The following is a 26,844-nucleotide window of genomic DNA, read 5'->3' on the forward strand; positions in this document are numbered from 1 at the left end:
AGCAGAGCTCAAGCATAGGGAAGTTCAGCTGCGGCTGCATTGTGCGAATGCACAAAGAGAGAGGGAGAAGTATGGAGTTGTGGTTACAGTCACAGAAACGAGAAAGCCCCTGCGAACAGGGGCTTCAGAGGATTACTGCATCAGCAGATAAAGAGAGGTATCACCACGCTGGATATTCAGCGCCAGCACGGAAGGCTTGCTGTCGAGAATTTTGCGCAGTTCAGCGATGTTTTTAACCGGCTGCTGGTTAGCGCCCATGATCACATCGCCTTTTTTCAGGCCGATTCGGGCTGCCGGTGAATTCGCTTTCACGTTATTCACCACCACGCCTTTGTCTGCGCCTTTATTGCTCATCTCGGCACCTTCAATCCCGCTGAAGATGGTGCTGGAATCCACCTGATTCTGGCTGCTCTGCTGCAGCTCAAGGCTCACGTTAACCGGCTTACCGTCGCGCAGCAGGCCGAGGGTCACTTTGCTGCCAATCGGCATTGAGCCCACTTCGGCACGCAGGGCGGCAAAGCTGCTGATCGGCTTACCGTTCAGGGAGGTGATCACATCCCCTGCTTTAATGCCCGCTTTCGCCGCAGAGGAATTCGGCATCACCTGGCTGACGAATGCCCCGCGCTGAGCGTCAACTTTCATTGCCTTCGCCAGTTCGGAGTTCAGCTCCGTACCGAGGATACCCAGCTCGCCGCGTTTCACCTGGCCATACTGCACCATCTGCGCGGTCAGGTTTTTCACCATGTTACTTGGGATAGCAAAGCCGATCCCGATGTTGCCGCCGTCCGGTGCCAGGATCGCGGTGTTGATACCGATCAGCTCACCGTTCAGGTTCACCAGCGCACCGCCGGAGTTACCGCGGTTGATCGCTGCATCCGTCTGGATGAAGTTTTCGTAGTTTTCCGCGTTAAGGCCGCTACGACCCAGCGCAGAGACGATACCGGATGTCACGGTTTCACCCAGGCCGAACGGGTTACCGATCGCCACGGTGTAGTCACCCACGCGCAGCGCGTCGGAGTCGGCAATTTTAATTGCCGTCAGGTTTTTCGGATCCTGAATCTGGATCAGCGCGATGTCGGAGCGCGGGTCTTTGCCGACCACTTTGGCGTCAAACTTACGGCCATCGCTCAGCTGAACCTTAATGCTGTTAGCGTTATCGACAACGTGGTTGTTGGTAACGACGTAGCCTTTCGCTGCATCAATGATTACCCCCGAGCCAAGCGCCATGAATTTCTGCTGCTGGCCGCCGCCCTGGCTGTCATCCCCTGCGCCACCGCCCTGACAGAACGGAGAGCTCTGGAATGGCGAACCGTCCTGGCAGAACGGCGAATTGTCGCCGAAGAACTGCTGGAAGTTACGCGGCATACGCGGCGTATTGACGGTCGTGCTGCCCTCAACGTTAATACTCACCACCGATGGCATCACTTTTTCGAGCATCGGTGCCAGGCTTGGCATCTGCTGCGCGGTTGCTGCCGACGACGCGGTCTCGGCTGCAGTAGCAGTCAGAGGAGACAGCGCTAAACCTAAACTCAGAGCCAGTGCACTCATTGCTAATGTGGTTTTTTTCATGTTTATCAATCTCGATTTACAGGTAACGCAAAATTGCTGTGTAACTCAGATTCGTTTTATACCGCTTAGTTCCGGCGATAAGTTTATGGAAAAGGTAAAAATTTATTGGCCGTCTTTACAAAACTCCGGCATTATTCCACCGCCATCAGCTTGCGGTATTCATCCCAGGCATACAAATCCGTCATGCCGCTGATATAGTCCTGGATAAGACGGCAGCGATAATAATATTCCATTACCAGCCATTCGGGAGAGTTGCGTTCCAGCTTGCCAATCGCTTCGACATACGCCAGACGATGCCGGGTAGAGAGTTTTTGATAAAGCCGCGATTCGATGGGTATTCTGCGCACGCGCTCGTGTTCCACCAGCTCGCTGAATTCGTCGACCGAAAGCTGGAGCAATGGGGAATAAATTTCCAGTAACCCACTGATTACCCGATAGCCCTGCAGCTCTAGCTGCTCGACATCCGGATGGCTGAATACATGCCGCATCGCAACATGTTTATAAAGCTCAAGGAGCTGGCTGAAACTGCTGTCATCTTCCAGCAGCGCGTGGTTGAATTCCCCGCTGAAAATGAGCGGCAAATTATCAATAAAGCGCGACGCCGCGTATGGCACCAGTTTATTTAATGTATTGACCCGCAAATACATAAAGAACTGGTCTTCCGTACTGCGGCTTAATGTATTTGACCGCGATTTTTCCCAGGCATTTTCTACAACCTGCGCAAACAGCGAGCCTTTTTCGTGAGTACCCCAGGCCGCATAAAGATGCTGATAAAGCTCCTCGACGCTGAAAATTCTTTTCTCAACGGCATCTTCCAGATCGGCCACGCAATAAGAGATATCATCGGCGGCTTCCATAATCCAGGTCAATGGAAAGCGGCCGTTTGGCGTCAATGAAAGTTCTTTACGTAGCCGTTCAATATAGGCCTCTTCGGAAAGATAATAGCCCGGTTTTTTCATTAAATAACTGTGGGACGCGGGCGTCTCCCCCATCCACCACGCGGGGCGCGTATATTTCAGAATGCAGCCGACCTGTGCCCAGGTCAGGTTCATACGCATCAGGGAGTGGACCAGCCGGATCCCCTGCGCGTTGCCCTCAAAATGACAGAGATCCTGGCGCACCTTGCGGCGCAAATCGTTTAGTCCCTCTTCGCCTTCACGCAGGCGTAAATCGCGTACGATGCAGCGGTCGTCGCTCAGCGGCTGGCTTACCGCATCCGAAGGGTAAAGCCGTTGTTTAAACCAGTCATTAATTGCTGCCTCACCAAAATGACCGAAAGGCGGGTTGCCGATGTCATGCATCAGGCAGGCCATCTCAACGATGCTCTCAAAAGGCCCCGTCAGCTCGTCCAGACCATAGGTTTCCAGCAAGCGCTGCTCTTTGAGACGGCTCAAAATCTCTTTGGCTATATAGCGCCCGACCTGCTGCACCTCCATAGAGTGGGTTAAGCGCGTGCGCACCGCGGCGTTACGCTCCAGCGGAAAGACCTGGGTTTTTTGCTGCAGACGGCGGATGGCGGGCGAGTTAATGATCCGCCCGCGATCGCTTTCGAAGATACGCAGGATCTCATGTTCGCTCTTGTCGCCCTGCGGCGAACGGAAACGTCGATGCCAGTTAATTTTGGTGCGAAAATCGATTGGTGACATGTGCTCCCCCGCGTGAGAATGCGTTTCCCCTTAACCGCATGATAGACTATGCATCTTAACAAGGCACATCGCGAGTAAATCTATGAAAATCGGCATTATTGGTGCAATGGAAGAAGAAGTTACGCTCCTGCGTGACAAAATTGAGAACCGTCAGACCCTCTCTCTGGGTGGTTGTGAGATCTATACCGGTCAGCTAAACGGTGTTGACGTGGCTCTGCTGAAATCAGGCATCGGTAAAGTCGCTGCGGCGCTGGGTGCCACCCTGCTGCTTGAGCGCTGCAAGCCGGACGTAATCATTAATACCGGCTCTGCGGGCGGCCTGGCGCCGACGCTGAAGGTGGGTGATATCGTTGTTTCCGACGAAGCGCGCTATCACGATGCGGACGTCACCGCGTTCGGTTACGAGTACGGCCAGCTTCCTGGCTGCCCGGCAGGATTTAAGGCTGACGACAAACTGATTGCGGCGGCAGAGACCTGCATTACAGAGCTAAACCTCAACGCGGTACGCGGTCTGATTGTCAGCGGTGATGCGTTCATCAATGGCTCCGTGGGCCTGGCGAAAATCCGCCATAACTTCCCTCAGGCGGTGGCCGTTGAGATGGAAGCGACCGCGATCGCTCACGTTTGCCATAACTTCAACGTACCGTTCGTGGTGGTTCGCGCCATCTCTGACGTGGCAGACCAGCAGTCCCACATCAGCTTCGACGAGTTCCTTACCGTTGCGGCAAAACAGTCCACCGTTATGGTGGAACGCCTGGTGCAGAATCTGGCACGTGGCTAAACATACCCTCAGGGCGCTTGCCGCCCTGCTTCTTTTCGCACCGCTGTGGCTCTATGCGCTACCGCGCGTAATTACCCTCTCTCCCGCGAATACGGAACTGGCATTTGCCGCCGGGATCACTCCCGTTGGCGTGAGCAGCTTTTCGGATTACCCACCGCAGGCCGCGGGTATTGAACAAGTGGCAACCTGGCAGGGGATGAACCTTGAGCGTATCGTGGCGCTTAAACCGGATCTCGTGCTGGCCTGGCGTGGCGGCAACGCCGAGCGGCAGGTCAACCAGCTCACTTCCCTTGGCATAAAGGTGATGTGGATAGATGCCGTCAGCATTGAGCAGGTCGCTCAGGCGCTCCGCGCCCTGGCACCCTATAGCCCTAAGCCCAAAAAAGCAGAGGCCGCGGCAAAACAGATGCTGAGCGACTATGCGGCGCTGAAATCCCGATACGATACCCCTGTTAAAAAGCGCATCTTCCTTCAGTTTGGCAGCCAGCCGCTGTTTACCACCGGAAAAGGGTCGATTCAGAACCAGGTGCTGGAAGTCTGTGGCGGTGAAAACATCTTTGCAGCCAGCCGGGTGCCGTGGCCTCAGGTAAGCCGTGAGCAGGTTCTGGCGCGCCAGCCACAGGTCATCGTCGTGGTCGGAAATGCGAGCGAAATTCCCAAAATTGAGCAATTCTGGCAAAGACAGCTAAAAATACCGGTGATACCTCTCAACAGCGACTGGTTTGAACGCGCCAGCCCGCGTATTATCCTCGCCGCAAAACAGCTCTGTGCCGCGCTGGCAGAGAGTCACTAACATAAGACCCTTTTCGAGGATTTAACGATGCTCGTTTATTGGCTGGATATTCTTGGCACAGCCGTTTTTGCTATCTCCGGCGTCCTGCTCGCCGGAAAACTGCGCATGGATCCGTTTGGCGTGCTGGTGCTGGGCGTCGTGACCGCCGTGGGCGGCGGGACTATCCGCGATATGGCGCTGGCGAATGGGCCGGTGTTTTGGGTGAAAGATCCGACCGATCTGGTGGTCGCAATGGTCACCTGCCTGTTAACCATTGTGCTGGTTCGCCAGCCCCGCCGATTACCAAAATGGATATTGCCGGTACTGGATGCCGTCGGTCTGGCCGTGTTTGTCGGTATTGGCGTCAATAAGGCGTTTAATGCGGGCACCGGTCCGATGGTGGCAATCTGCATGGGCGTATTAACCGGCGTGGGCGGCGGCATCATTCGCGACATTCTGGCGCGTGAAGTGCCGATGATCCTGCGTACTGAAATTTACGCGACGGCCTGTATTGCGGGCGGCATTGTTCACGCGACCGCGTACTACACCTTTGCAATTCCGCTGGAAAACGCCGCAATGCTGGGGATGGTCGTGACGCTGGTGATACGTTTAGCGGCGATACGCTGGCACCTGAAGCTGCCGACGTTTGCGCTGGATGATAATGCAAGATAAAAGCAAAACGGTAACCGTCAGGTTACCGTTTTTAGTATTTCTCCCTCTCCCTGTGAGAGAGGGCCGGAGTGAGGGCATCAGCCCGCACTCTCTTAGATACTGAACGAAGATCCACACCCACAGGTGCTTGTCGCATTCGGGTTAGTGACCACAAAGCGCGAACCTTCCAGACCCTCGGTGTAATCCACCGAACCGCCCACCAGATATTGCAGGCTCATCGGGTCAACCACCAGCGCGACGCCCTGTTTCTCGATAGTCATATCGCCATCGTTAACCTGGTCGTCAAAGGTAAAACCATACTGGAAGCCGCTGCAGCCACCACCGGTAATATAAACACGCAGTTTCAGATCCGGATTGTCTTCGTCGGCAATCAGGGTTTTCACTTTGTTGGCTGCTGCTTCGGTAAATTCCAGCGGCACAGCTACGTCATCACTCATCTTATGCTCCCATGAATACTGCTATTGGGTAAAATTCACCCAATTCTTTTCGTCATTATCTAATACCCTGGTAATTCATTCAAGTATTCTGCGCGGCGGCCCGCTCCGCCTCTTGTTTTGCCAGAGTACGCGCAAGGATGGTGGAGTATAGCGGTTTTCCACCCAGGAACTGGGCTAATAGTGTCGCGCCGAGACAGGTAATGATCATTGGCAAAATGAGCTGGTAATTGTCCGTCATCTCCAGCACCAGCACGATCCCGGTCAACGGCGCACGAAGGGACGCGGCCAGCAGCGCCCCCATTCCGGCGACGGCAAACGTCCCGGCGTCAAGATGATAGGCGGGAAACCCCGCTTCAGCCGCCATACCAAACGCGGTGCCGAGCAGCGTACCCAGCGCCAGCATCGGGGCGAAAATCCCTCCCGGCGCGCCCGAGGAGAAGCACAATACCGTGGTAATGACGCGGGAGATAAACATAAACAGCTGCAGGCCTACGCTGAAATTCCCCGCAGCCGCAATGGGTATCAGCCCGAAGCCACCGCCCGCGGCATTCGGCTCGATGAACCCAAGCACGCCGCACATGCCGCCCAGCAGCCCCCCCATCAGCACCCATTTCGTCGTGTTGCCGCCGTGAATGCGCTGAAACATATCCTGAGCGCGCAGGATAAAGGTGTTAAACAGCGGCCCCACCACGCCAAAAATCATGCCGAGGATCAGATAAAGCCACAGGGTGTTGACCGGCGCATTGGTCAGTTTCCCCACTTCAATTACCGCCCCTTCGCCATTAAAAAGGCGGAAGACAATGCTCGACATAATGACGCCGGTAAACACCGCTTTAATGGAGATCAGGTTGTAGCGAAACTGCGCGCGCATCTCTTCGATGATGAACAAAATGCCCGCCAGCGGCGCGTTAAACGCCGCCGACAGCCCCGCCGCCGCGCCTGTCGCCAGCAGCGTATGGCGCGCTTCGGCGCTGCGCATCCGAAAGAGATCGCCCACCATGCGACCGACGTTCCCGCCCAGCTGAACCGTGGGTCCTTCCCGTCCGAGTACCATTCCCGCGCCCAGCGTACCCATGCCGCCGATGAACTTAACCGGAATCACCCGCCACCAGCGCACCGGACGCAGCTCCTCCAGCGCGCCTTCAATTTCCGGGATGCCCGATCCCCCTGCTTCCGGCGCGAATTTACGCACCAGAAAATACCCCACCATGGCAAACAGCGCAGACAGCCCGAATGCCCACACCCAGACCAGCCATTCGCTATTGGCGAAACCGGCCACGGTGCCCACTCGCCAGTTGAGCACGGCATTAACCGCTTTTTCAAACGCCACGCCCACCAGCCCGGCGAGTGTTCCCACCACGGCGGCAGCCAGAAGGATCGCCAGCGGCGTTTTATCGCGGTTAAGCAGCCGCCGAATGCTGATTCGGTGCTGAGCGCGCGTAAACTGTTGTTCTTCAAAAGACGGAGAATCTGATTTCATGTCCTGCACTTATTCGTCATACAAAAGCCGCGTGGATTTTACCAGAGACTGCCCTACCGTCTCCTGAAAATTACTTAACAAATCTTAAAGCATTACCCGGCTAAAAATTTCATAACCATCCCCGAATCACTTAGAATAGTGGGCTTAACCATTTTATACGAACCAGGAACGACGCCATGAGCAAGTCTGAAAACCTCTACAGTGCAGCCCGCGAGCTTATTCCGGGTGGCGTGAACTCACCTGTGCGCGCCTTCACCGGCGTGGGCGGTACGCCGCTGTTTATCGAACGTGCTGACGGCGCGTATCTGTATGATGTCGATGGCAAAGCCTATATCGATTACGTCGGCTCCTGGGGCCCGATGGTGCTGGGTCACAACCACCCGGCTATTCGTAACGCGGTAATTGAAGCCGCCCAGCGCGGCCTGAGCTTCGGTGCGCCAACCGAAATGGAAGTGAAAATGGCGGAGCTGGTGACTGAACTGGTGCCTACCATGGACATGGTGCGTATGGTGAACTCCGGTACCGAAGCCACCATGAGCGCCATCCGCCTGGCGCGCGGTTTTACCGGTCGCGACAAGATTATCAAGTTTGAGGGTTGCTACCACGGTCATGCGGACTGCCTGCTGGTGAAAGCGGGTTCCGGCGCGCTGACGCTCGGCCAGCCGAACTCCCCGGGCGTACCGGCTGACTTCGCGAAGCATACCCTGACCTGCACCTACAACGATCTGGACACCGTTCGCGCGGCGTTCGAGCAGTATCCGCAGGAGATCGCCTGCATCATCGTTGAGCCGGTTGCGGGCAACATGAACTGCATTCCACCGCAGCCTGACTTCCTGCCGGGCCTGCGTGCCCTGTGCGACGAGTTCGGCGCGCTGCTGATCATCGATGAAGTCATGACCGGCTTCCGCGTGGCGCTGGCGGGTGCCCAGTCTTACTACAACGTCGAGCCGGACCTGACCTGCCTCGGCAAAATCATCGGCGGCGGCATGCCGGTCGGCGCATTCGGTGGGCGTAAGGACGTGATGGAAGCTCTGGCGCCAACCGGCCCGGTTTACCAGGCGGGCACGCTCTCCGGTAACCCAATCGCCATGGCGGCGGGCTTTGCCTGCCTGACCGAAGTGGCTCAGCCAGGCATTCACGAAACCCTGACCGACCGTACCACGCAGCTGGCAAACGGCCTGCTGGAAGCGGCAGAAGAGGCCGGCATTCCGCTGGTGGTTAACCACGTAGGCGGGATGTTCGGGATTTTCTTCACCGACGCGAAAACCGTGACCTGTTATCAGGACGTGGTGAAGTGCGATGTTGAACGCTTCAAGCGCTTCTTCCATCTGATGCTGGAAGAAGGCGTCTACCTGGCACCGTCCGCATTCGAGGCGGGCTTTATGTCCGTGGCGCACAGCGAAGAAGATATCAATAATACCATTGACGCGGCGCGTAAGGTGTTTGCGAAACTGTAAGATGTGCGGCTTGATGCCCTCACCCCAACCCTCTCCCACGGGGAGAGGGAGCAAACACTAAAACGGCAATCAAAGGATTGCCGTTTACTTTTATTACCTACTCTGCTTTCTCAACAGATAAATAAAGTACGGCGCACCGATAAAGGTCGACAGCAGACCCGCCGGGATCTGATACGGGAACAGAACCATTCTTCCGCACCAGTCCGCAAACACCAGCATCACCCCGCCCGTCAGGGCCGACATAACAATATGCGGCATCGTCCGACGGAACCCCATCATTCTGGCAATGTGCGGCGCCATTAATCCGACAAAACTCAGCGGTCCAATCGTCAGGGTTGCCACAGCCGTCAGGCACGCAGCCAGCAGCAGCAAGGCCACGCGCGCTGGCGTCAGCGCCATTCCCACCGCGCGCGCGGTTTCGCCGCCGAGCGGCAGAATGGTCATCCAGCGGCGGCACAGCGGCACAAACGCCAGCAGCACGAGCATCACCATCCCGGACCAGATTACCTGGCTGCCGGTGGCGTTGTACGTTGAGCCGGAAATCCAGGTCAGGATCTTCGCCATACGCGGATCGCCGCTCGCCTGCAGCATCATCAGCAGCATCGTGAACGCGGTGCTGAGCGCCATCCCCGCCAGCAGCATGCGGTGCGGTGAAAACCCGCCGCGACCGGCGGCAATCAGGATAATCATCAGCGTAACTGCCGCACCGAGACTGCCGGCAGGCATCAGCCAGCCAAACGCATTCCCCGGCACAAAGAATAGCATCAGCACCACGCCAAAGGCGGCGCCGGAGCTGATCCCAAGCACTTCCGGGCTCGCCATCGGGTTGCCGGTAAGACGCTGAATAATGCACCCCGCTACCGCCAGCATTACCCCTGCGATCAGCGCAGCAAAGATACGCGGCCAGCGCCACTGCAGCAGGTCGTTGAGTAAATCGCCCGTTGCCCAGTGCCAGCCCGAGGCATCGCGTCCGAATGAGAGCGCCGCGAACGAGGCGATAATCAGCACCGCCAGACCGGCAAGGCTAAACCACAGCACCGACTGACGTTCAGCGTAGACTTTGTCGCCAGCGTCCATCGCCGGTGCGCTCATGCTGCGCAGGCGCGGGAGCAGCCACAGCAGCAGCGGCGCCCCGATAAGCGCGGTCACAGAGCCGGTGGACACTTCCCTCCAGACCTGCGCCAGCCAGAGAATAAGCTGATCGGAAAGCCAGAGGATCAGCGCCCCAATCAGCGGCGCCAGCATCAGACGCGCCAGCAGGCGACGCGCGCCGAGCATTTTCGCCAGCAGCGGCGCAAACAGGCCGATAAACCCGATGATGCCGACCGCGTTCACCAGCAGGGCACTCAATACGATCGCCAGCGTCAGCGCCGCCAGGCGAGCCAGCGACAGGGCCAGACCGAGATTGCGCGCCACGCCATCGTCCAGCCCCATGAGCGTCAGAGGGCGCAGGAGCAGCAGCGTCAGCACGACACCGCCAGCCAGCTGCGGCCACAGGCGCAGCACAACGCTCCAGTCGGTCTGGGTGAGCGTGCCGGTACTCCACAGGAACATGCTTTGCAGCCGATCGTGATGGAACAACACCAGCAGCTGGTTAATCGCCCCGCAGTACAGGCTCACCACCAGCCCGGCCAGGATAAGCGTCACGGGAGAAAGGCGTTTGCCCCAGGCCACGCCAAAGACCAGCGCGCCCACCACGCACGCACCCGCGAGTGCCGCAAACTGCGAGGTTAACGCTCCCGGCAGCGTCCACAGGGTGGTGATGGTGATCCCAAGCTGTGCGCCGGTCGCGACGCCGAGCGTGGTTGGCTCTGCCAGCGGGTTACGTAAAACCTGCTGGAACAGCACGCCCACCAGCCCTAAACCGGCACCGACTAACAGGGAGATTGCCAGACGCGGCAGCAGGCTGTAGTGGAACAGCATCTGCTGAATATTGTCGATATCCGGCGAGGCCAGCGCGGCTCCCCATTGCGCGCGAGGTAACGCGGCAGAGAGGTTGAACCCGGTTAACGCCAGCGCGGCAAGAAAAATCAGCATCAGCAGAAGCGCCGGGAAACGGGCGATACGCGTACTCATGCTTTACCTCCCAGAGCGTTATCAAGCACGCGGGCAAAATGCATGGCCGACAGCGTCGCGCCGTAGAACCAGACCGCCGGAGCGCGCTGGAAGCGCTTCTCGCGCACAAACGGCATCGCCTGCCAGAGCGGAGTCGCCATCAAGGTTTGCATGTCGCGTTCGTTGCCGTGGTCGAAACACAGCACGTCCACGTCGCGAAACGCCGCCAGACGGTCGATACCCACGGCGGTACTGCCCCAGAACGTCATCTCCCCTTCCCAGGCATTACGAATGCCGAAGCTGTCCAGCACCTCCTGGAAAAGACAGTTTTTACCGAAGACCAGCATATGGCGGGCATCCAGCAGCGTCACCATCAGCAGCGGACGATCGCCCCGGTGAGCAAAGCGCGGCTTCAGGGAGTCGAGCAGGGCATCAAATTCGTCGAGGTGTTTTTTGGCCTCCACCTCGCGGTTGAGGAAATGCGCCATCTCGTTAATCGAATTTTTCGCTACGGCCAGCGGTTTTTTACCGTCGCTGAAAGCGAATCCGCGCCCGGGCGCAATGCGCGCCATGACCTCCTCTGAGGGACCGTAGCCCGCAGACCAGAACAGGAACGAGGGTTTCATCTGGGTGAGCAGCTCAAGGTTTGGCTCCGTTCGCAGGCCGACGTCGATTACCGAGTCCGGCAGCTTCGGCTCGTTCACCCAGAGGTTATAGTTGGGAATGTCCGCGACGCCGTAGGGCGTGACGCCGAGCGCCATCATCAGTTCGACCGGCAGCCATTCCAGGGCCACAATACGGTGCGGATCGACGGTGGCAGCACGCGCCGTATTCATTTTTAACAGCAGCGGTGAAAGGGCCATCGCCGTCAGCAGGCGACGGCGGCTAATGCGTGTGTTATTCAGCATCAGTAGACAAAGCTCACCGGTGCAGCCCCGGCCGGGTGAGGCAGAATACCCATCGGAATACCGTAAATATGTTCCAGCGTTTCGCTGCGCATCAGCTCGGATGGTGTACCCTGCGCAATCATTTCGCCACCGCGCAGCGCAACAAGGTAGTCACAGTAGCGTGCCGCCATGTTGATATCGTGCAGGACCGCAATGACCGTCAGACCACGTTCCTGGCTTAAGCGGTGCACCAGCGCCAGCACGTCGACCTGATGGGCAATATCCAGCGCGGAGGTTGGCTCATCCAGCAGCAGGCAGCGGCTGTCCTGCGCCACCAGCATCGCAATCCACGCGCGCTGGCGTTCGCCGCCGGACAGGCTATCCACCAGACGGTGCGCCAGCGGTTTCAGCCCGACCAGCGCAATCGCCTCTTCCACTTTCTCTCTGTCAGCAACGCCAAAGCGCCCAAGCGCCCCGTGCCAGGGATAACGCCCAATTGCCACCAGCTCACGCACCGTCATCCCTTCCGCCTGCGGCAGCTGCTGCGGCAGATAGGCCACTTTGCGGGCAAACGCTTTGCTGCTCCAGCTCTCCAGCGGCTGGTCATCCAGCAGAATATCGCCTTCAGAAGGCGGCTGATGGCGCCCCAGCATCTTGAGCAGCGTAGATTTACCGGAACCGTTATGACCAATCAGGCCAGTGACTTTACCTGCGGGAAACGTCAAAGAGAGCGGATGCAGCAAGGTGCGCCCGGGTACGCGAAAGGAGAGATGGTTAAGCGTAAAGGTGGTGTCGGGTTGCGTTTGATTATCCTGCATATCAGCCAACTTAAATAAAAAGGGCACGGCGAACCGTGCCCGAAGAGAGATTAGAAGCGGAAGGTCGCGGTGGCAACAACCTGACGTTCAGCACCCCAGAAGCAGCCGTAAGTATTAAAGCAGCTGGCAACGTACTCACGATCGAACAGGTTGTTCACGTGTAGCGCGACGTTTGAGCCAGCCATGCCAACGCGTGCCAGATCGTATCTGACCAGCGCATCGACAACGGTGTAGCTGCCTACTTTAAAGGAGTTCGCCGGATCGCCATAGCTTGAACCCGTGTAACGCACGCCGGTACCCAGCGTCAGGCCAGACAGCGCACCGTCAAACAGCGTGTAATCACCCCACAGCGATGCCATGTGTTTTGGAACCTGAGCAGGCGTGTTGCCTTTATAAGTGGTGTCTGTGGTGTATTCGGCATCGGTATAGGTATAAGAACCTACCAGGTTAACGCTCGCAGACAGGGCCGCTTTCGCTTCCACCTCTACGCCACGCGCGCGGATTTCACCGCCCTGTACCGAGAAGAAGGAGCCCGCCGGGTCCGCCATCAGGTTGTTGGTTTTGGTCAACTGGTACAACGCACCGGTGACGACGATCGGACGATCGTTCGGCACGTATTTCACGCCCGCTTCGTACTGTTTGCCTTTAGACGGTGCAAAGACGTTGCCGTTCGCTCCGGTCTGAGAAGCCGGTTCAAACGACTCGCTATAGCTAAAGTACGGGGTTACACCGTTATCAAACAGGTAGTTAACGCCACCACGCCAGGTGAACTGGGTATCATCACGTTTGGAGGTGGTGTTCGTCACGCGGTTGTAGGATTCCTGATCGGCCCAGTCATAACGACCGCCCAGGGTTACCAGGACTTTGTCCCACTCAATTTGATCCTGAGCGTAAACGCCGGTCTGTTTTTGCTTGTTCAACACCTGATAGGCACCTGACGGTCCAGGATGTGAACCGAAATCGAAATCGCTACGATCGAGGTTATAGATATCAGATGGCGCAACGGAACCGGCATAGCCGAACCACGAGTCGATGTCATTACGCATGCGCATGAAATCCACCCCAGTCAGCAGAGTATGATCGAGTGAACCTGTCGCGAACTTGCTCTGCAACTGCGTATCAACAGTGAAGTTTTCCAGCTTCTCGTTATCGATCACATACTGGCGAGTCAGCGTATGACCCCACTGCGACTGAGGAACGCTCGCGCAAGGGCTGGATGCCGGATTACTCGAGTAGAGCGGATCGGAACACATGCCGTAGCCGTAGACGCTGTTTTGGGAAGTTTTATTCTGCGCATAGCGCAGGTTCTGACGCACGGTAAAGGTATCATTGAACTCGTGGTCGAAGCTGTATCCCACCATTTTCTGGTTACGGGAATAGGTATTGTTCTTCGCGCCTTCGTTGAAGTTCGTCGGCAGACGATCGCCGTTCGGCAGCGGATCAACCGTTCCTTCTTTTGGCAGCCAGCCGTAGTAGCCCGTTTCAGGTTCGTTCTGGAAATAGGAGAGGAACGTGAAGGTGGTTTTATCATCCGGACGCCAGGAGAACGATGGCGCGATGGCGTAACGCTGCTCGCCCTTACCTTCCTGCTGGGAATTATTAGAACGCGCAACGCCCGTTAAACGGTAAGAGTAAACGCCGTCATCGTCGATTGCATCGCTAAAGTCGAACCCGGTCTGGAACAGGCTGTCCGTGCCGACTTTGAACTGGATCTCTTTCAGGGGCTCGGTTGTTGGGCGCTTACTGACCATGTTCAGCAACCCGCCAGGGCTGCTTTTACCGTACAGAACGGAAACCGGACCGCGCATGATCTCGGCGCGCTCCAGCATATAAGGATCAATCACCGCGTCGTTATAGAAGTTCCCCTGCATTTTCATGCCGTCGAGGTAGTTATTCTGCGTCTGACCATCGGCTGCGAAGCCGCGAATAATCAGATAGTCATAGGTGTTAGACGCACCGCGCGTGCCTACCGCAACGCCCGGCGTATAGCTCAGGGCTTCTTTCACCGAGCGCGGCTGATGCAGCGCCATCTCTTCGGCAGTGACGACAGAAATAGACTGCGGAACCTTTTGAATAGGGGTATCCGTTTTGGTTCCGGTCGCGGATTGCCTTGCGGCGATGGTAGCAGCAGGGCCCCAGGCACTTTCCTGTGCCGCAGGAGCTGCTGTTACCGTAATGGTTTCTTCTTTTTTCGGGGTTTCGGCAGCATGTGCATAAGTTGACATGCCGGCAACCGCTGTAGCGACGACGACCGCGAGTTTACGCAGCGACGTGTTCATTGGCTGAGCAGTATTGGAAAGCGCCATGTTGAATCTCTGATGTGAAAGTGAATGATAACGTAAACGAGAATTATTATTATGAGCGCCAGAATAATATGCGAAACGCTGGTTGCATAGCAAGCAGTAAGCGGCCCTATGAGAATTAAGGGTTTAAGAAATCATCAAGAGAAAACGAAGGGTTAATCAGAGTTAAAACGATGGTTAACGAAATGAGGTCTACGGGTAAAAAAAGCCCCCTTCCGGGGAAGAGGGCTTTACAAGGTTAGTTACCGCCGAACATGTCTTTAATCCAGCCCGCAACACCGTCGCTGTCTTTCTTCTCATTCTGCTGCTGCGGCTGTTGCTGCTGCGGCTGCTGTGGCTGAGAAGACTGGTCGAACGGGTTACCGGTCGGCTGTTCAGGCTGGCTCTGCTGGCACAGGGAATCCGGGTTGGTTGTCCAGACCGGCAGAGTACGCATTCCGCCGCCGCAGACGAAGTTACCGGAGCTGTCCACGCCCATATCGACGATATCTTCCGGCGCGACAAGGTTCAGCGGCACCGGGGACTGATTTGCCAGATAGCGCTGATAAATCGACATCGCCCCGCTCGCCCCGTACAGCTTGGTCGGCTGGTTGTTATCGCGGCCTACCCAGGTGATCACCACTTCACGGCCATCAATCCCGGCAAACCAGGTATCGACGTTATTGTTGGTGGTCCCGGTCTTACCTGCCAGATGCAGGCCCGGATACTTCGCACCCAGCTGACGCCCGGTACCGCGCTGCACTACCTGCTGCATCGTCCACAGCGTCATGTAGGCGGCCTGAGCAGGAACTGCACGCTCCGCCTGCGGGAAGCTCTGATACAGCACGGAGCCATCTTCGGCAATCACCGAACGCAGGGCGGACAGCGGCGCGCGGTTACCGCCGCTGGCGATGGTCTGGAACGCCTGCGCCACTTCGATTGGCGTCAGGTTAAGCGCGCCCAGGATCATCGCCGGTACCGGGTGCAGCTGATCTTTCGCCACGCCCAGCTTCTGCCAGGTATCGACAATGGCCGGCAGGCCCAGCGACATGCCCAGGTTTACCGTCGGCACGTTCATGGAGCGCGTCAACGCATCCACCAGCATCACCTGCCCGCTGAACTGCTTATCGTCGTTCTGCGGTGACCACACCTGGCCGTTAGGCTGGCGCAGGGAGATAGGCGCATCCGCAATCCAGGTATTCAGACGATACTGGTTTGGCTGACTCAGGGCAGTGAGATAGGTTGCTGGTTTTGCCAGAGAGCCGATCGAGCGACGCGCCTGCATGGCACGGTTGTAGCCTGCAAACTGCGGCTCGGCACCTCCCACCATCGCACGAACTTCGCCGGAGTTGCGGTCAACCACCACCATCGCGGTTTCCAGATCGGAGAGCTTACGCTGTTTCTTCAGCGCCGGAATGCCTTCTACCGCTGCTTTTTCTGCCGCATCCTGCGCCACGGAGTCAAAGGTGGTGAAGATCTTCACGCCGGAGAGATCTTTGACCTTATCGCCAAGCTTGCTTTGCAGCTCCTGACGCACCAGCTGCATAAACGCAGGCTGAGGCGAGATCACCCCACCGCGCGGCTGAACCCCGAGTGGACGTGCGCTCAGCATGTCGTACAGCTCCTGGTCGATCACCTGCTGTTGTTGCAGCAGACGCAGCACCAGGTTACGACGCTCCAGCGCAAGTTTCGGGTTACGCCACGGGTTATAAATGGACGCCCCTTTCACCATGCCCACCAGCAGCGCCTGCTGGTCCAGGCTCAGCTCTTCCACCGGACGACCAAAGTAGTACAGGCTCGCCAGCGGGAAGCCGCGGATTTCGTTATCGCCGCTCTGACCGAGATACACCTCGTTCATATACAGCTCAAGGATACGATCCTTGCTGTAGCGCGCATCCATCAGCACGGCCATGTAGGCTTCGTTCGCTTTGCGCCAGTAAGAGCGTTCGCTGGAGAGGAACAAGTTCTTCACCAGCTGCTGGGTCAGCGTACTCGCCCCCTGCACGGTCCGACCGGCAGTCAGGTTAGCCAGCACCGCACGACCAATCGAGTAGAGGCTGATGCCATCGTGCTCGTAGAAGTGACGGTCTTCGGTTGCCAGCAGGGTATCGACCAGCAGATCCGGGAAGCCATTACGCGCCACGAACAGACGCTGCTCGCCGTTTGCTGACGAAAGCATGGTGATCAGACGCGGATCGAGACGGAAGAAACCGAACTGACGGTTGTTATCCATGTTCTCGATGGTATCCAGACGATCGCCGTCAAAGGTCAGACGCGCTCGCACCTGTCCTTCTTTACTGTCCGGGAAATCAAACGGACGACGGATCATCTCAATGCTGTTGGACTGCACGGTAAATTCGCCAGGCCGCGTCATTTTTGACACCTGACGATACTGGGTGGCTTCCAGCAGTTTAACCATCTCGTTCTTAGTGATGGACATATCTGGCTCAAGGTTCACCATACGGCCATACACTGCCGCAGGTAACTGCCAGACTTTACCGTCGATACGGCTGCGGATCTTCTGATCGAGATACACGCCGTAAATCGCCATCAGCACGACAAAAACAATAAACAGCTTCAGCAGCAGCCAGAACCAGCCGCGCTTGCCCCGAGGCTTACGCCCTTTGCCTTTCCCTTTACGCGGCATCGGTTCTTCATCCTCATCATCGTCTTCATAGTCATCGTCATAGTCCTCATCTCTGAGGCGACGACGGCTTACTTTTTCTTTCGCCGGACGCGTTGGTTTTCCCTTACGTCCTATTGGCTCGCGGTCATTCCCCGCCATGCTTTTTCTCCGCAACTTTCAGGCGCAAAGGCCAGATTTTCTTTTCTTTCACAGGCCTGTGAAAGAAGAAATCTCTCAAAATTTGTTTTCTCCCTCTCCCCATGGGAGAGGGCCGGGGTGAGGGCATCAGGCCACACTCCCTTTTACGAATATTTCTTCGTTCGCCGCGTCGGCGCCGTATTCGCCGGATCGTCCGGCCAGACGTGTTTGGGGTATCGCCCCTTCATCTCTTTCTGCACGTCACGGTAGCTCCCCGCCCAGAACGCCCCTAAATCTCGGGTGATCTGCAAGGGGCGATGTGCAGGCGACAGCAGTTCAAGCACCAACGGCACGCGCCCTTCCGCAATGGACGGCGTGGTGGCTTCACCAAACATCTCCTGCATCCGAACCGCCAACGCCGGCGGATTTTCCTCATGATAACGGATAGTAATCCGGCTTCCGGTCGGCACAGTGTAATGCCCTGGCAGTTCACTATCCAGACGTTGACGTAATGACCAGTCCAGTAAATTCTGTAACGCAGTCTTAACATCAAGCGCCTTAAGGGCTCGCAGAGAGTGTACGCCGCTCATTTGCGGCAGTAGCCAGTGCTCAAGCTTAGCCAGCAGCGTCTCGTCATCCACCGCAGGCCAACCGTATTCCGGCAGCCACTTCGCGGCGCAGTGCAGACGAATGCGGTACTGATCCGCTTCCGGCGTCCAGTTCAGGGCACTCAACCCTTTTTCCCGAATACCGTTCAGCATCGCCTGATGCAGCTCTTCTTCCGACGGCTTCGCCAGCGGCTTCGTTCCAAGCGTCAGCTTTCCAATCTGGCTGCGACGAAACGCCTTAAGCGTGCCCTGGGCGTCATCCCACTCCACGGTATCAGATTGCTGAAGCAGCTGCGGACAGGTACGCGTCAGAGCTTCAATATCTACGGCTATCGCCTGCAGGATACGCGCATCCGGAGAATGGCTGCCCTGCAGCAGGAGCGGCGCAATCAGCCACTCGTGACGCGTCAGGGCGTCATCGCTGTCCAGCATCGCCCCCATGCCGTTTGCCAGCTGGTAGCGACCGTCCAGCCCGCGCCGACGCGCAATCCTGTCCGGGAAGGCCTGGGCCAGCAGGAAGGCAATCTTATCGCTGTCAGGCGCTCCTCCCCGGCTATTCAGGCGTTTGCACAACTGCTGCGCCCGCTGCTGCCAGTTTCCCTGATTGCGCGAAAAAGCCTGCCCCAGATCGCTGTTGCCTCCACGCGGCGGCTCCTCAAGAATAGCCGCCAGTTTTGCCGCCGTGGCAATTTCATCTTCCCCTTGCGCAGCCACCAGCATCGCGGCCAGACGCGGATCGTTGCCCAGCGCCGCCATTTTCTGACCGCGCGCCGTCAGACGCTCGCCTTCCAGCGCGCCAAGCTGCGTCAGCAACGTGCGCGCAGCGGCGAGGTTAACGACAGGGGGAGAATCAAGCCAGGTAAGCTGTCCAGGATCCGGACAGCCCCACTGCAGCAGATCCATCACCAGACCCGACAAATCACTTTGTAAAATTTCTGGCGTGCTTTGCTGCGCCGCGCGTTCAGCCTGTTCCGCGCTGGTCAAATGCAGGCAGATACCCGGCTCAAGACGTCCCGCTCGGCCAGCGCGCTGCACCATCGACGCCTGGCTGATGCGCTGCGTCAGGAGTTTAGTCAGCCCGGTACGCGGGTCAAAGCTTGCTACCCGCTCCTGCGCGCTATCCACCACCAGGCGAATACCTTCAATGGTCAAACTGGTTTCAGCAATGTTGGTTGCCAGCACCACCTTGCGCTGCCCAACCGGAGCAGGAAGGATAGCTTTACGCTGATCCTGCAGCGACAGCGCGCCGTAAAGCGGGCAAAGCAGCACATCGCCGCCTACGCGGGTAGAAAGGTGCTCCTGCACGCGCTGGATCTCACCGACACCCGGCAAAAACAGAAGCAGCGAGCCGGGTTCCTGACGCAGCAGTTCTGCGGTTGCGATGGCGACCGCTTCGTCAAAACGCTGATGGGTCGGAAGCGGTTGATAGCGGCGTTCAACGGGAAACGCCCGCCCTTCAGAGCTGATAACAGGCGCATCGGGTAGCGCCTGCCGTAGCCGCTCATTGTCCAGCGTGGCCGACATTATCAAAAGCCGGAGATCGTCGCGCAGCCCCTGCTGAACGTCCAGCAACAGCGCGAGGGCCAGATCCGCCTGCAGGCTGCGCTCGTGGAATTCATCCAGGATCACCAGCCCAACGCCGTTCAGCTCCGGATCGTTTTGCAGCATGCGGGTAAGAATGCCCTCGGTGACCACTTCAAGACGCGTGGTCGGGCCAACGCAGGTCTCGGCACGCATCCTGTAACCTACCGTTTCGCCCGGTTTTTCATTCAGCAGCTCCGCCAGGCGCTGCGCCACGTTGCGCGCGGCCAGCCTGCGCGGCTCCAGCAGGATAATTTTCCCGCTGATGTTCCCGTCTTTCAGAATCTGCAGCGGCAGCCAGGTGGACTTACCCGCCCCCGTCGGGGCATTCAGCAAAACCTGCGGGGAGTGGCGTAAGGCAGCGAGAAGGTCAGGAAGAACGACGGCGACCGGCAATGAGGACACTAACAGCTCCAGAGGGTTAACATTAGTCGGCGTACATTGTAGCATCGGCGCATATCATTACCGAGTCCTCCGTATGCCTGAGTCGAAACGGCTGTTTTTTGCCATTGAATTGCCCACCACGATACAGCGTCAAATTGTTCGCTGGCGTGCTGACAACTTCGCGCCGGAAGCAGGCCGTCCTGTTGCGGCGGCTAACCTGCACCTGACGCTGGCCTTTTTGGGCGACGTCAGCGCCGAAAAACAGCGGGCATTAGCCGCAATGGCCGGGCGTATTGCCCAGCCGAAATTTACGCTGCAACTTGACGACGCGGGTCAGTGGCTGCGTTCGCGCGTGGTCTGGCTGGGAACGCGCCAGCCGCCGCGCGGATTATTGCAGCTGGCGAACATGCTGCGCGCGCAGGCGGCGCGCAGCGGCTGTTATCAGAGCCCACAGCCGTTTCATCCACATATCACGCTGCTGCGCGATGCCGGTCAGGCCGTTGCCATCCCGCCGCCGGGTTTTCACTGGGCGTTTCCGGTCAACACATTCGCGCTTTATGAATCCGTCTTTGCACAGGGACGCACCCGTTATACGCCGCTACAGCGCTGGACGCTGGGCAACACCGAAAGGAATTCTGATGAAGTTTAGTCCTCCTCTGCAGCACGCCACGTTAATCCAACGCTACAAACGCTTCCTCGCCGATGTGATTACCCCCGAAGGGGTTCAGCTCACCCTGCACTGCCCCAATACCGGAGCCATGACGGGATGTGCGACGCCGGGTGACAGGGTCTGGTATTCCACATCAGAAAATAGTAAACGGAAATATGCCCATACCTGGGAAATGACCGAAACCCAAAACGGGGCATTTATTTGCGTTAATACCCAGCGCGCCAATCAGCTGGTTAAGGAAGCGCTGACCCTTGGCACAATTCCCGAACTGGTGGGATATGGCACGCATAAAAGTGAAGTGAAATATGGCGATGAGGGCAGCAGAATTGACTTCATGTTACAGGCGGAAGACAGGCCGGAGTGCTATATTGAAGTGAAATCAGTGACGTTAGCGGAACAGGAAAATGGCTACTTCCCGGATGCGGTAACGCTACGTGGCCAGAAGCATCTGCGAGAGCTAATGAGTGTTGCGGCGGCGGGCAAACGCGCCGTATTGCTGTTTGCGGTGTTGCATTCAGCCATTGAACGTTTCTCCCCTGCCCGCCATATTGACCCTAAATACGCGCAATTGTTGAATGAGGCACAAAAGCAGGGGGTAGAGGTTTTCGCTTATAAAGCGGAACTTTCTGCCGATAATATGACTCTGAGATCCTCTCTTCCCATTGTCTTATAAGGGATTAGACGATTGACGAATAAGTGTTCTGGCCGCGTGCGCAAATACGCTTTTCCTCACAGGCTTGTCAAGTGTTACGTTTAGATAATTGCCATACGGAAAAGCATCTGCTATTTATAGCGACCTGATTTTTCCCCCAACACGGGGATCGATAGTGCGTGTTAAGGAGAAGCAACATGCAAGAAGGGCAAAACCGTAAAACATCGTCCCTGAGTATTCTCGCCATCGCTGGGGTGGAGCCGTATCAAGAGAAGCCGGGCGAAGAGTATATGAACGAAGCCCAGCTGTCGCACTTCAAGCGTATTCTTGAAGCATGGCGTAATCAACTCAGGGATGAAGTCGATCGCACCGTTACTCATATGCAGGATGAAGCTGCCAACTTCCCGGATCCGGTAGACCGTGCCGCTCAGGAAGAAGAGTTCAGCCTCGAACTGCGTAACCGTGACCGCGAACGCAAACTGATCAAAAAGATCGAGAAAACGCTGAAAAAAGTCGAAGACGAAGATTTTGGCTACTGCGAATCCTGCGGTGTTGAAATCGGTATTCGTCGCCTGGAAGCGCGTCCAACCGCCGATCTGTGCATCGACTGTAAAACGCTGGCCGAAATCCGCGAAAAACAGATGGCCGGTTAACACCAGCGCTGTTTACACACTCCAAAGGCGGGAGTCTCTCCCGCCTTGTTACTGTTGATATGTCTGAATCACACTATATTGGGCGCTTCGCGCCATCTCCTTCCGGTGAATTACACTTCGGCTCATTAATTGCCGCGCTCGGCAGCTACCTGCAGGCTCGCGCCCGCCTGGGAAAATGGCTTGTCCGCATTGAAGATATTGACCCTCCGCGTGAAGTTCCCGGTGCAGCAGAGACCATTCTGCGTCAGCTGGAACATTACGGTCTTCACTGGGATGACGAGGTGCTCTGGCAGTCAAAACGTCACGATGCTTATCGGGAACGTCTGGCCTGGCTTCGCGATCGGGGGCTTGCCTATAACTGCACCTGCACCCGCGCGCGTATCCAGAGCGTGGGTGGGGTCTATGATGGCCACTGTCGTACGCTCAATCTCCCCCCGGAAAATGCCGCCGTGCGCATCAAGCAGCGCTCCCCGGTGACGCGCTTTAACGATCTCCTCTCCGGTGAGATTCATGCCGATGAACGTCTGGCGCGTGAGGATTTTATTATTCACCGTCGTGACGGCCTTTTCGCCTACAACCTGGCCGTGGTCGTCGACGATCGTTTTCAGGGCGTGACGGAGATTGTGCGCGGGGCGGATCTGGTCGAGCCCACCGTGCGACAAATATCGCTGTATCACCAGTTTGGCTGGACGGCCCCGGATTACATTCATCTGCCGCTGGCGGTTAATGCGCAGGGCTTAAAATTGTCAAAGCAGAACCACGCCCCGGCCCTGCCAGAGGGCGATCCGCGTCCTGTTTTGATCGACGCGCTGCGGTTTCTCAACCAGAATGTAACCAACGAATGGCAGGATCTGCGTATTGACGAACTGCTGAAAATGGCCGTTGCCAACTGGACGCTCGCGGCAGTGCCCAAAATCCAGCATTCTCAAATGCGTTGCGCTGAGCTATGATTAGCCGCTTTTTTCATAACAAAACACACTACGAGGTGTACCATTTTTACCCGAGTCGCTAATTTTTGCCGTAAAGTGCTAAGCCGCGAAGAGAGCATGGCGAACGATGCTATTGCACAGCCACACATGTCGGTTATTCCGCGTGAGCAGCACACAATTTCCCGCAAAGATATCAGTGAAAATGCCCTCAAGGTGCTCTATCGTCTGAATAAAGCGGGCTACGAGGCCTATCTCGTAGGCGGTGGAGTGCGTGATTTACTGCTGGGCAAAAAACCGAAAGATTTCGACGTGACGACCAGCGCCACGCCTGAGCAGGTGCGCAAACTATTCCGTAACTGCCGTCTCGTTGGCCGCCGTTTCCGTCTGGCTCACGTGATGTTTGGGCCAGAAATTATCGAAGTGGCGACCTTCCGCGGCCACCACGAAGCGGGCGCGTCCGATCGCACGACGTCACAGCGCGGCCAGAACGGTATGCTGCTGCGTGACAATATCTTCGGATCCATCGAAGAAGATGCCCAGCGTCGCGACTTCACCATCAATAGCCTTTATTACAGCGTGGCGGATTTCACCGTGCGCGATTACGTCGGCGGCATGCAGGACCTGAAAGAAGGTCTGATCCGTCTGATCGGCACGCCGGAAACGCGCTATCGTGAAGATCCCGTGCGTATGCTGCGCGCCGTGCGTTTCGCCGCCAAGCTGAACATGCGCATCAGCCCGGAAACGGCAGAGCCTATTCCGCGTCTGGCGACGCTGATTAACGACGTGCCCCCTGCCCGCCTGTTCGAAGAGGCCCTGAAGCTGCTGCAGGCCGGCCACGGCTTTGAAACCTACAATCTGCTGCGTGAATACAACCTGTTCCAGCCGCTGTTCCCGACCATTACCCGCTACTTCACCGAAAACGGTGACAGCCCAATGGAGCGGATGATTGTGCAGGTGCTGAAAAATACCGATACCCGCATTCGCAACGACATGCGCGTGAACCCGGCGTTCCTGTTTGCCGCGATGTTCTGGTATCCGCTGCTGGAAACGGCCCAGCGCATCACCCAGGAGAGCGGACTCGCCTATTACGATGCGTTCGCGCTGGCCGCCAACGACGTGCTCGACGAAGGCTGCCGCACGCTCGCCATTCCGAAACGTATTACCACTCTGGTGCGCGATATCTGGCAGCTTCAGCTGCGCATGTCCCGTCGTCAGGGCAAACGCGCCTGGAAGCTGATGGAGCATCCTAAATTCCGCGCAGCCTTCGATCTCCTGTCGCTGCGCGCGGAAATTGAACGCAACCAGGAGCTGCAGCGTCTGGCGCAGTGGTGGGCCGAATTCCAGGTTTCCGCCCCGCCAGAACAAAAAGATATGCTCACCGGGCTGGATGAAGAGCCGGAACCGCGTCGCCGTCATCGTCGCCCGCGCAAACGCGCGCCGCGTCGTGAAGGAACAGCATGACCCTCGCGTATATCGCCATCGGCAGCAATTTAGCCTCTCCGCTGGAGCAGGTGAATGCTGCCGTACAGGCGCTGGGTGAGATCCCGCAAAGCAAGATTGTGGCTGTCTCCTCGTTCTACCGCACTCCGCCGCTGGGTCCGCAGGATCAGCCTGATTATCTGAACGCCGCCGTGATCCTTGAGACTGAACTGGGCCCAGAAGAGCTGCTGGACAATACCCAGCGCATCGAACTGCAGCAGGGCCGCGTTCGCAAAGCCGAGCGCTGGGGACCGCGCACGCTGGACCTCGACATTATGCTGTTTGGTCACGAGACCATTAACACTGAACGTCTCACCGTTCCGCATTACGACATGAAAAATCGCGGGTTTATGCTCTGGCCGCTGTTTGAAGTCGCGCCCGATCTTATCTTCCCGGATGGCACCCCACTTAAGTCCATTCTGGACAGCCTCAACGCGGAAAGACCCGCTCGCTGGTGATCGGGTCCCCCTGCTGATTAGCCTCAAAATAATTGTGGCTAATCGGTTACCTAAAATCATTGTTCCCTCGAATGTTACTGTTAGAATGCGCAAAGATTCGCTTTGGGCTATCAGGAAACAGTATGAAACCAACCACCATCTCCTTACTGCAGAAATGCAAACAGGAAAAAAAACGCTTCGCCACCATCACCGCGTATGACTACAGCTTCGCCAAACTGTTTGCCGAAGAGGGGATCAACGTCATGCTGGTCGGAGATTCGTTAGGGATGACGGTACAAGGACATGATTCCACCCTGCCGGTGACGGTTGAGGATATCGCTTACCATACCCGCGCCGTGCGCCGTGGCGCCCCAGCCTGCCTGCTGCTTTCCGATCTGCCGTTTATGGCCTACGCCACGCCGGAGCAGGCATTTGAAAACGCGGCAGCGGTGATGCGTGCGGGCGCTAATATGGTCAAAGTTGAAGGCGGCGCCTGGCTGGTGGATACGGTGAAGATGCTCACCGAGCGTGCCGTGCCGGTGTGCGGCCATTTGGGTTTGACGCCGCAATCCGTCAACATCTTTGGTGGATATAAAGTGCAGGGCCGTGGTGATGCAGCCCAGACGCTGCTGGATGATGCCCTGGCGCTGGAAGCCGCAGGTGCCCAACTGCTGGTGCTGGAGTGCGTGCCGGTTGAGCTGGCGAAGCGCATTACTGAAGCTCTGTCGATTCCGGTGATTGGTATTGGTGCGGGCAACGTGACTGACGGTCAGATTCTGGTGATGCACGACGCCTTTGGCATCACTGGCGGACATATTCCAAAATTTGCCAAAAATTTCCTCACCGAAGCGGGCGACATGCGCGCTGCGGTCAGGCAGTATATTGCCGACGTTGAATCCGGTGTTTACCCGGGTGAAGAACACAGTTTCCATTAAGGAGTCTCGTTGTGCTAATCATTGAAACCCTGCCGCTGCTTCGCCAGCATATCCGTCGTGCGCGTCAGGAAGGTAAACGTATCGCACTGGTCCCGACCATGGGCAACCTGCATGACGGCCATATGAAGCTGGTTGACGAAGCAAGAGCCCGTGCAGATATCGTGGTGGTCAGTATCTTCGTTAACCCAATGCAGTTTGACCGCGCCGACGATCTGGCACGCTATCCGCGCACCCTGCAGGAAGATTGCGAGAAGCTCAAAAAACGCCATGCGGATATCGTCTTCTCACCTGCACCGGCGGATGTTTACCCGCAGGGTACTGAAGAGGCAACCTACGTTGACGTCCCGGGCATTTCCACAATGCTCGAAGGCGCGAGCCGCCCGGGTCATTTCCGCGGCGTTTCCACTATCGTCAGCAAGCTGTTCAACCTTGTGCAGCCGGACGTTGCCTGCTTCGGTGAGAAAGATTTCCAACAGCTGGCGCTGATCCGCAAGATGGTTGCGGATATGGGTTACGATATCGAGATTGTCGGCGTACCGATTGTACGCGCCAAAGACGGTCTGGCGCTCAGCTCGCGAAATGGCTACCTGACCGCCGACCAGCGTAAAATCGCGCCGGGCTTAAGCAAGGTCATGAATACCATGGCAGAACAGCTTCTGGCGAAAGAGTTAACTGCCGAAGAGATTATTGCTCTGGCTGAACAGGCGCTGAACGATAAAGGCTTCCGCGCTGATGATATTCAAATTCGCGATGCCGACACGCTTCTGGAGCTTACACAGACCAGCAAACGTGCGGTCATTCTGGTGGCGGCATGGCTTGGTCAGGCCCGCCTAATCGACAACAAAGTGGTTGAACTGGCGTAGGTTTCTCTACCCGGAAGATGAAAGGTAAACGTA

Annotated in this window: 22 protein-coding genes; 12 read left to right on the plus strand and 10 right to left on the minus strand. The window is 57.2% G+C overall.

The genetic code is table 11. The features are described 5' to 3' along the window. Positions 1 to 132: 132 nt before the first annotated feature. Both degP and dgt read right to left on the minus strand, forming a co-directional pair. Complete coding sequence (gene degP / locus LRM19_RS10760; RefSeq protein WP_024907518.1) at positions 133 to 1,569, minus strand: serine endoprotease DegP; 1,437 nt, start codon at positions 1,567 to 1,569, stop codon at positions 133 to 135. A 131-nt stretch (positions 1,570 to 1,700) separates the two neighbouring features. Further along, positions 1,701 to 3,215, minus strand: a complete 1,515-nt coding sequence (gene dgt / locus LRM19_RS10765; protein WP_271368690.1) for a dGTPase — start codon at positions 3,213 to 3,215, stop codon at positions 1,701 to 1,703. Positions 3,216 to 3,297: 82 nt separating this feature from the next. Between dgt and mtnN the strand changes: the two genes are divergently transcribed. The 3 genes from mtnN to LRM19_RS10780 are packed head-to-tail and all read left to right on the plus strand — an operon-like array spanning position 3,298 to position 5,440. Then, on the plus strand, positions 3,298 to 3,996 hold the full coding sequence (gene mtnN, locus LRM19_RS10770) for a 5'-methylthioadenosine/S-adenosylhomocysteine nucleosidase (RefSeq protein ID WP_271368691.1): 699 nt from the start codon (positions 3,298 to 3,300) through the stop codon (positions 3,994 to 3,996). Further along, positions 3,989 to 4,789 (plus strand): vitamin B12 ABC transporter substrate-binding protein BtuF, encoded by an 801-nt coding sequence (btuF, locus tag LRM19_RS10775; RefSeq protein WP_271368692.1) that lies wholly within the window; start codon positions 3,989 to 3,991, stop codon positions 4,787 to 4,789. The genes mtnN and btuF overlap by 8 nt, the downstream gene beginning before the upstream one ends. Before the next feature lie 27 nt (positions 4,790 to 4,816). Beyond that, positions 4,817 to 5,440: a TRIC cation channel family protein gene (locus LRM19_RS10780; RefSeq protein ID WP_115876409.1), complete on the plus strand. Its 624-nt coding sequence runs from the start codon at positions 4,817 to 4,819 to the stop codon at positions 5,438 to 5,440. A gap of 92 nt (positions 5,441 to 5,532) precedes the next feature. Here LRM19_RS10780 and erpA read toward each other — a convergent pair whose 3' ends face one another. Next, a complete protein-coding gene (gene erpA / locus LRM19_RS10785) occupies positions 5,533 to 5,877 on the minus strand; it encodes an iron-sulfur cluster insertion protein ErpA (protein ID WP_008501923.1) in 345 nt (114 codons plus the stop codon). A 79-nt stretch (positions 5,878 to 5,956) separates the two neighbouring features. Next, positions 5,957 to 7,357 (minus strand): H(+)/Cl(-) exchange transporter ClcA, encoded by a 1,401-nt coding sequence (gene clcA / locus LRM19_RS10790; RefSeq protein ID WP_271368693.1) that lies wholly within the window; start codon positions 7,355 to 7,357, stop codon positions 5,957 to 5,959. A gap of 176 nt (positions 7,358 to 7,533) precedes the next feature. Between clcA and hemL the strand changes: the two genes are divergently transcribed. Next, positions 7,534 to 8,814: a glutamate-1-semialdehyde 2,1-aminomutase gene (gene hemL / locus LRM19_RS10795; protein WP_248175390.1), complete on the plus strand. Its 1,281-nt coding sequence runs from the start codon at positions 7,534 to 7,536 to the stop codon at positions 8,812 to 8,814. Between the two features lie 93 nt (positions 8,815 to 8,907). Here the strand turns inward: hemL and fhuB are convergent, their stop codons facing one another. The 6 genes from fhuB to hrpB form a co-directional block, all read right to left on the minus strand. Continuing rightward, complete coding sequence (fhuB, locus tag LRM19_RS10800) at positions 8,908 to 10,890, minus strand: Fe(3+)-hydroxamate ABC transporter permease FhuB (RefSeq protein WP_248175389.1); 1,983 nt, start codon at positions 10,888 to 10,890, stop codon at positions 8,908 to 8,910. Continuing rightward, positions 10,887 to 11,777 (minus strand): Fe(3+)-hydroxamate ABC transporter substrate-binding protein FhuD, encoded by an 891-nt coding sequence (gene fhuD, locus LRM19_RS10805; protein WP_127729652.1) that lies wholly within the window; start codon positions 11,775 to 11,777, stop codon positions 10,887 to 10,889. The genes fhuB and fhuD overlap by 4 nt, the downstream gene beginning before the upstream one ends. Next, positions 11,777 to 12,574: a Fe3+-hydroxamate ABC transporter ATP-binding protein FhuC gene (fhuC, locus tag LRM19_RS10810; protein ID WP_127729650.1), complete on the minus strand. Its 798-nt coding sequence runs from the start codon at positions 12,572 to 12,574 to the stop codon at positions 11,777 to 11,779. The genes fhuD and fhuC overlap by 1 nt, the downstream gene beginning before the upstream one ends. A gap of 50 nt (positions 12,575 to 12,624) precedes the next feature. Then, a complete protein-coding gene (fhuA, locus tag LRM19_RS10815; protein ID WP_111964006.1) occupies positions 12,625 to 14,880 on the minus strand; it encodes a ferrichrome porin FhuA in 2,256 nt (751 codons plus the stop codon). A 235-nt stretch (positions 14,881 to 15,115) separates the two neighbouring features. Next, positions 15,116 to 17,641 carry a bifunctional glycosyl transferase/transpeptidase gene (gene mrcB, locus LRM19_RS10820; protein WP_115876416.1) on the minus strand — a complete coding sequence of 842 codons (2,526 nt, stop codon included), beginning with the start codon at positions 17,639 to 17,641 and terminating at the stop codon, positions 15,116 to 15,118. Positions 17,642 to 17,784: 143 nt separating this feature from the next. Beyond that, complete coding sequence (gene hrpB / locus LRM19_RS10825; RefSeq protein ID WP_271368694.1) at positions 17,785 to 20,214, minus strand: ATP-dependent helicase HrpB; 2,430 nt, start codon at positions 20,212 to 20,214, stop codon at positions 17,785 to 17,787. Between the two features lie 73 nt (positions 20,215 to 20,287). On the opposite strand from hrpB, the gene thpR reads away from it, so the two are divergent. From thpR to panC, 8 genes are all read left to right on the plus strand, one after another. Then, positions 20,288 to 20,842, plus strand: coding sequence for an RNA 2',3'-cyclic phosphodiesterase (thpR, locus tag LRM19_RS10830; RefSeq protein WP_271368695.1), 555 nt, complete (start codon positions 20,288 to 20,290; stop codon positions 20,840 to 20,842). Continuing rightward, positions 20,832 to 21,536, plus strand: a complete 705-nt coding sequence (sfsA, locus tag LRM19_RS10835; RefSeq protein WP_023310436.1) for a DNA/RNA nuclease SfsA — start codon at positions 20,832 to 20,834, stop codon at positions 21,534 to 21,536. The genes thpR and sfsA overlap by 11 nt, the downstream gene beginning before the upstream one ends. Before the next feature lie 176 nt (positions 21,537 to 21,712). Then, the gene (gene dksA, locus LRM19_RS10840; RefSeq protein WP_001155232.1) at positions 21,713 to 22,168 is read left to right on the plus strand and encodes an RNA polymerase-binding protein DksA; all 456 of its coding nucleotides are present in this window, start codon (positions 21,713 to 21,715) and stop codon (positions 22,166 to 22,168) included. Positions 22,169 to 22,227: 59 nt separating this feature from the next. Next, positions 22,228 to 23,118 (plus strand): tRNA glutamyl-Q(34) synthetase GluQRS, encoded by an 891-nt coding sequence (gene gluQRS / locus LRM19_RS10845; protein ID WP_133293801.1) that lies wholly within the window; start codon positions 22,228 to 22,230, stop codon positions 23,116 to 23,118. A gap of 42 nt (positions 23,119 to 23,160) precedes the next feature. Then, the gene (gene pcnB, locus LRM19_RS10850; protein WP_202977124.1) at positions 23,161 to 24,558 is read left to right on the plus strand and encodes a polynucleotide adenylyltransferase PcnB; all 1,398 of its coding nucleotides are present in this window, start codon (positions 23,161 to 23,163) and stop codon (positions 24,556 to 24,558) included. After that, entirely contained in the window at positions 24,555 to 25,034 is a 480-nt protein-coding gene (gene folK / locus LRM19_RS10855) for a 2-amino-4-hydroxy-6-hydroxymethyldihydropteridine diphosphokinase (protein ID WP_248175383.1), read from the plus strand. The genes pcnB and folK overlap by 4 nt, the downstream gene beginning before the upstream one ends. 122 nt (positions 25,035 to 25,156) lie before the next feature. Beyond that, positions 25,157 to 25,948, plus strand: a complete 792-nt coding sequence (gene panB / locus LRM19_RS10860) for a 3-methyl-2-oxobutanoate hydroxymethyltransferase (protein WP_045401071.1) — start codon at positions 25,157 to 25,159, stop codon at positions 25,946 to 25,948. 11 nt (positions 25,949 to 25,959) lie between these two features. Further along, positions 25,960 to 26,811: a pantoate--beta-alanine ligase gene (gene panC / locus LRM19_RS10865; protein WP_111964013.1), complete on the plus strand. Its 852-nt coding sequence runs from the start codon at positions 25,960 to 25,962 to the stop codon at positions 26,809 to 26,811. The last annotated feature ends 33 nt before the right edge of the window (positions 26,812 to 26,844 follow it).

The organism is Enterobacter sp. PI-10 (assembly GCF_027947695.1).
GTDB classification, from domain to species: Bacteria; Pseudomonadota; Gammaproteobacteria; order Enterobacterales; family Enterobacteriaceae; genus Enterobacter; species Enterobacter vonholyi.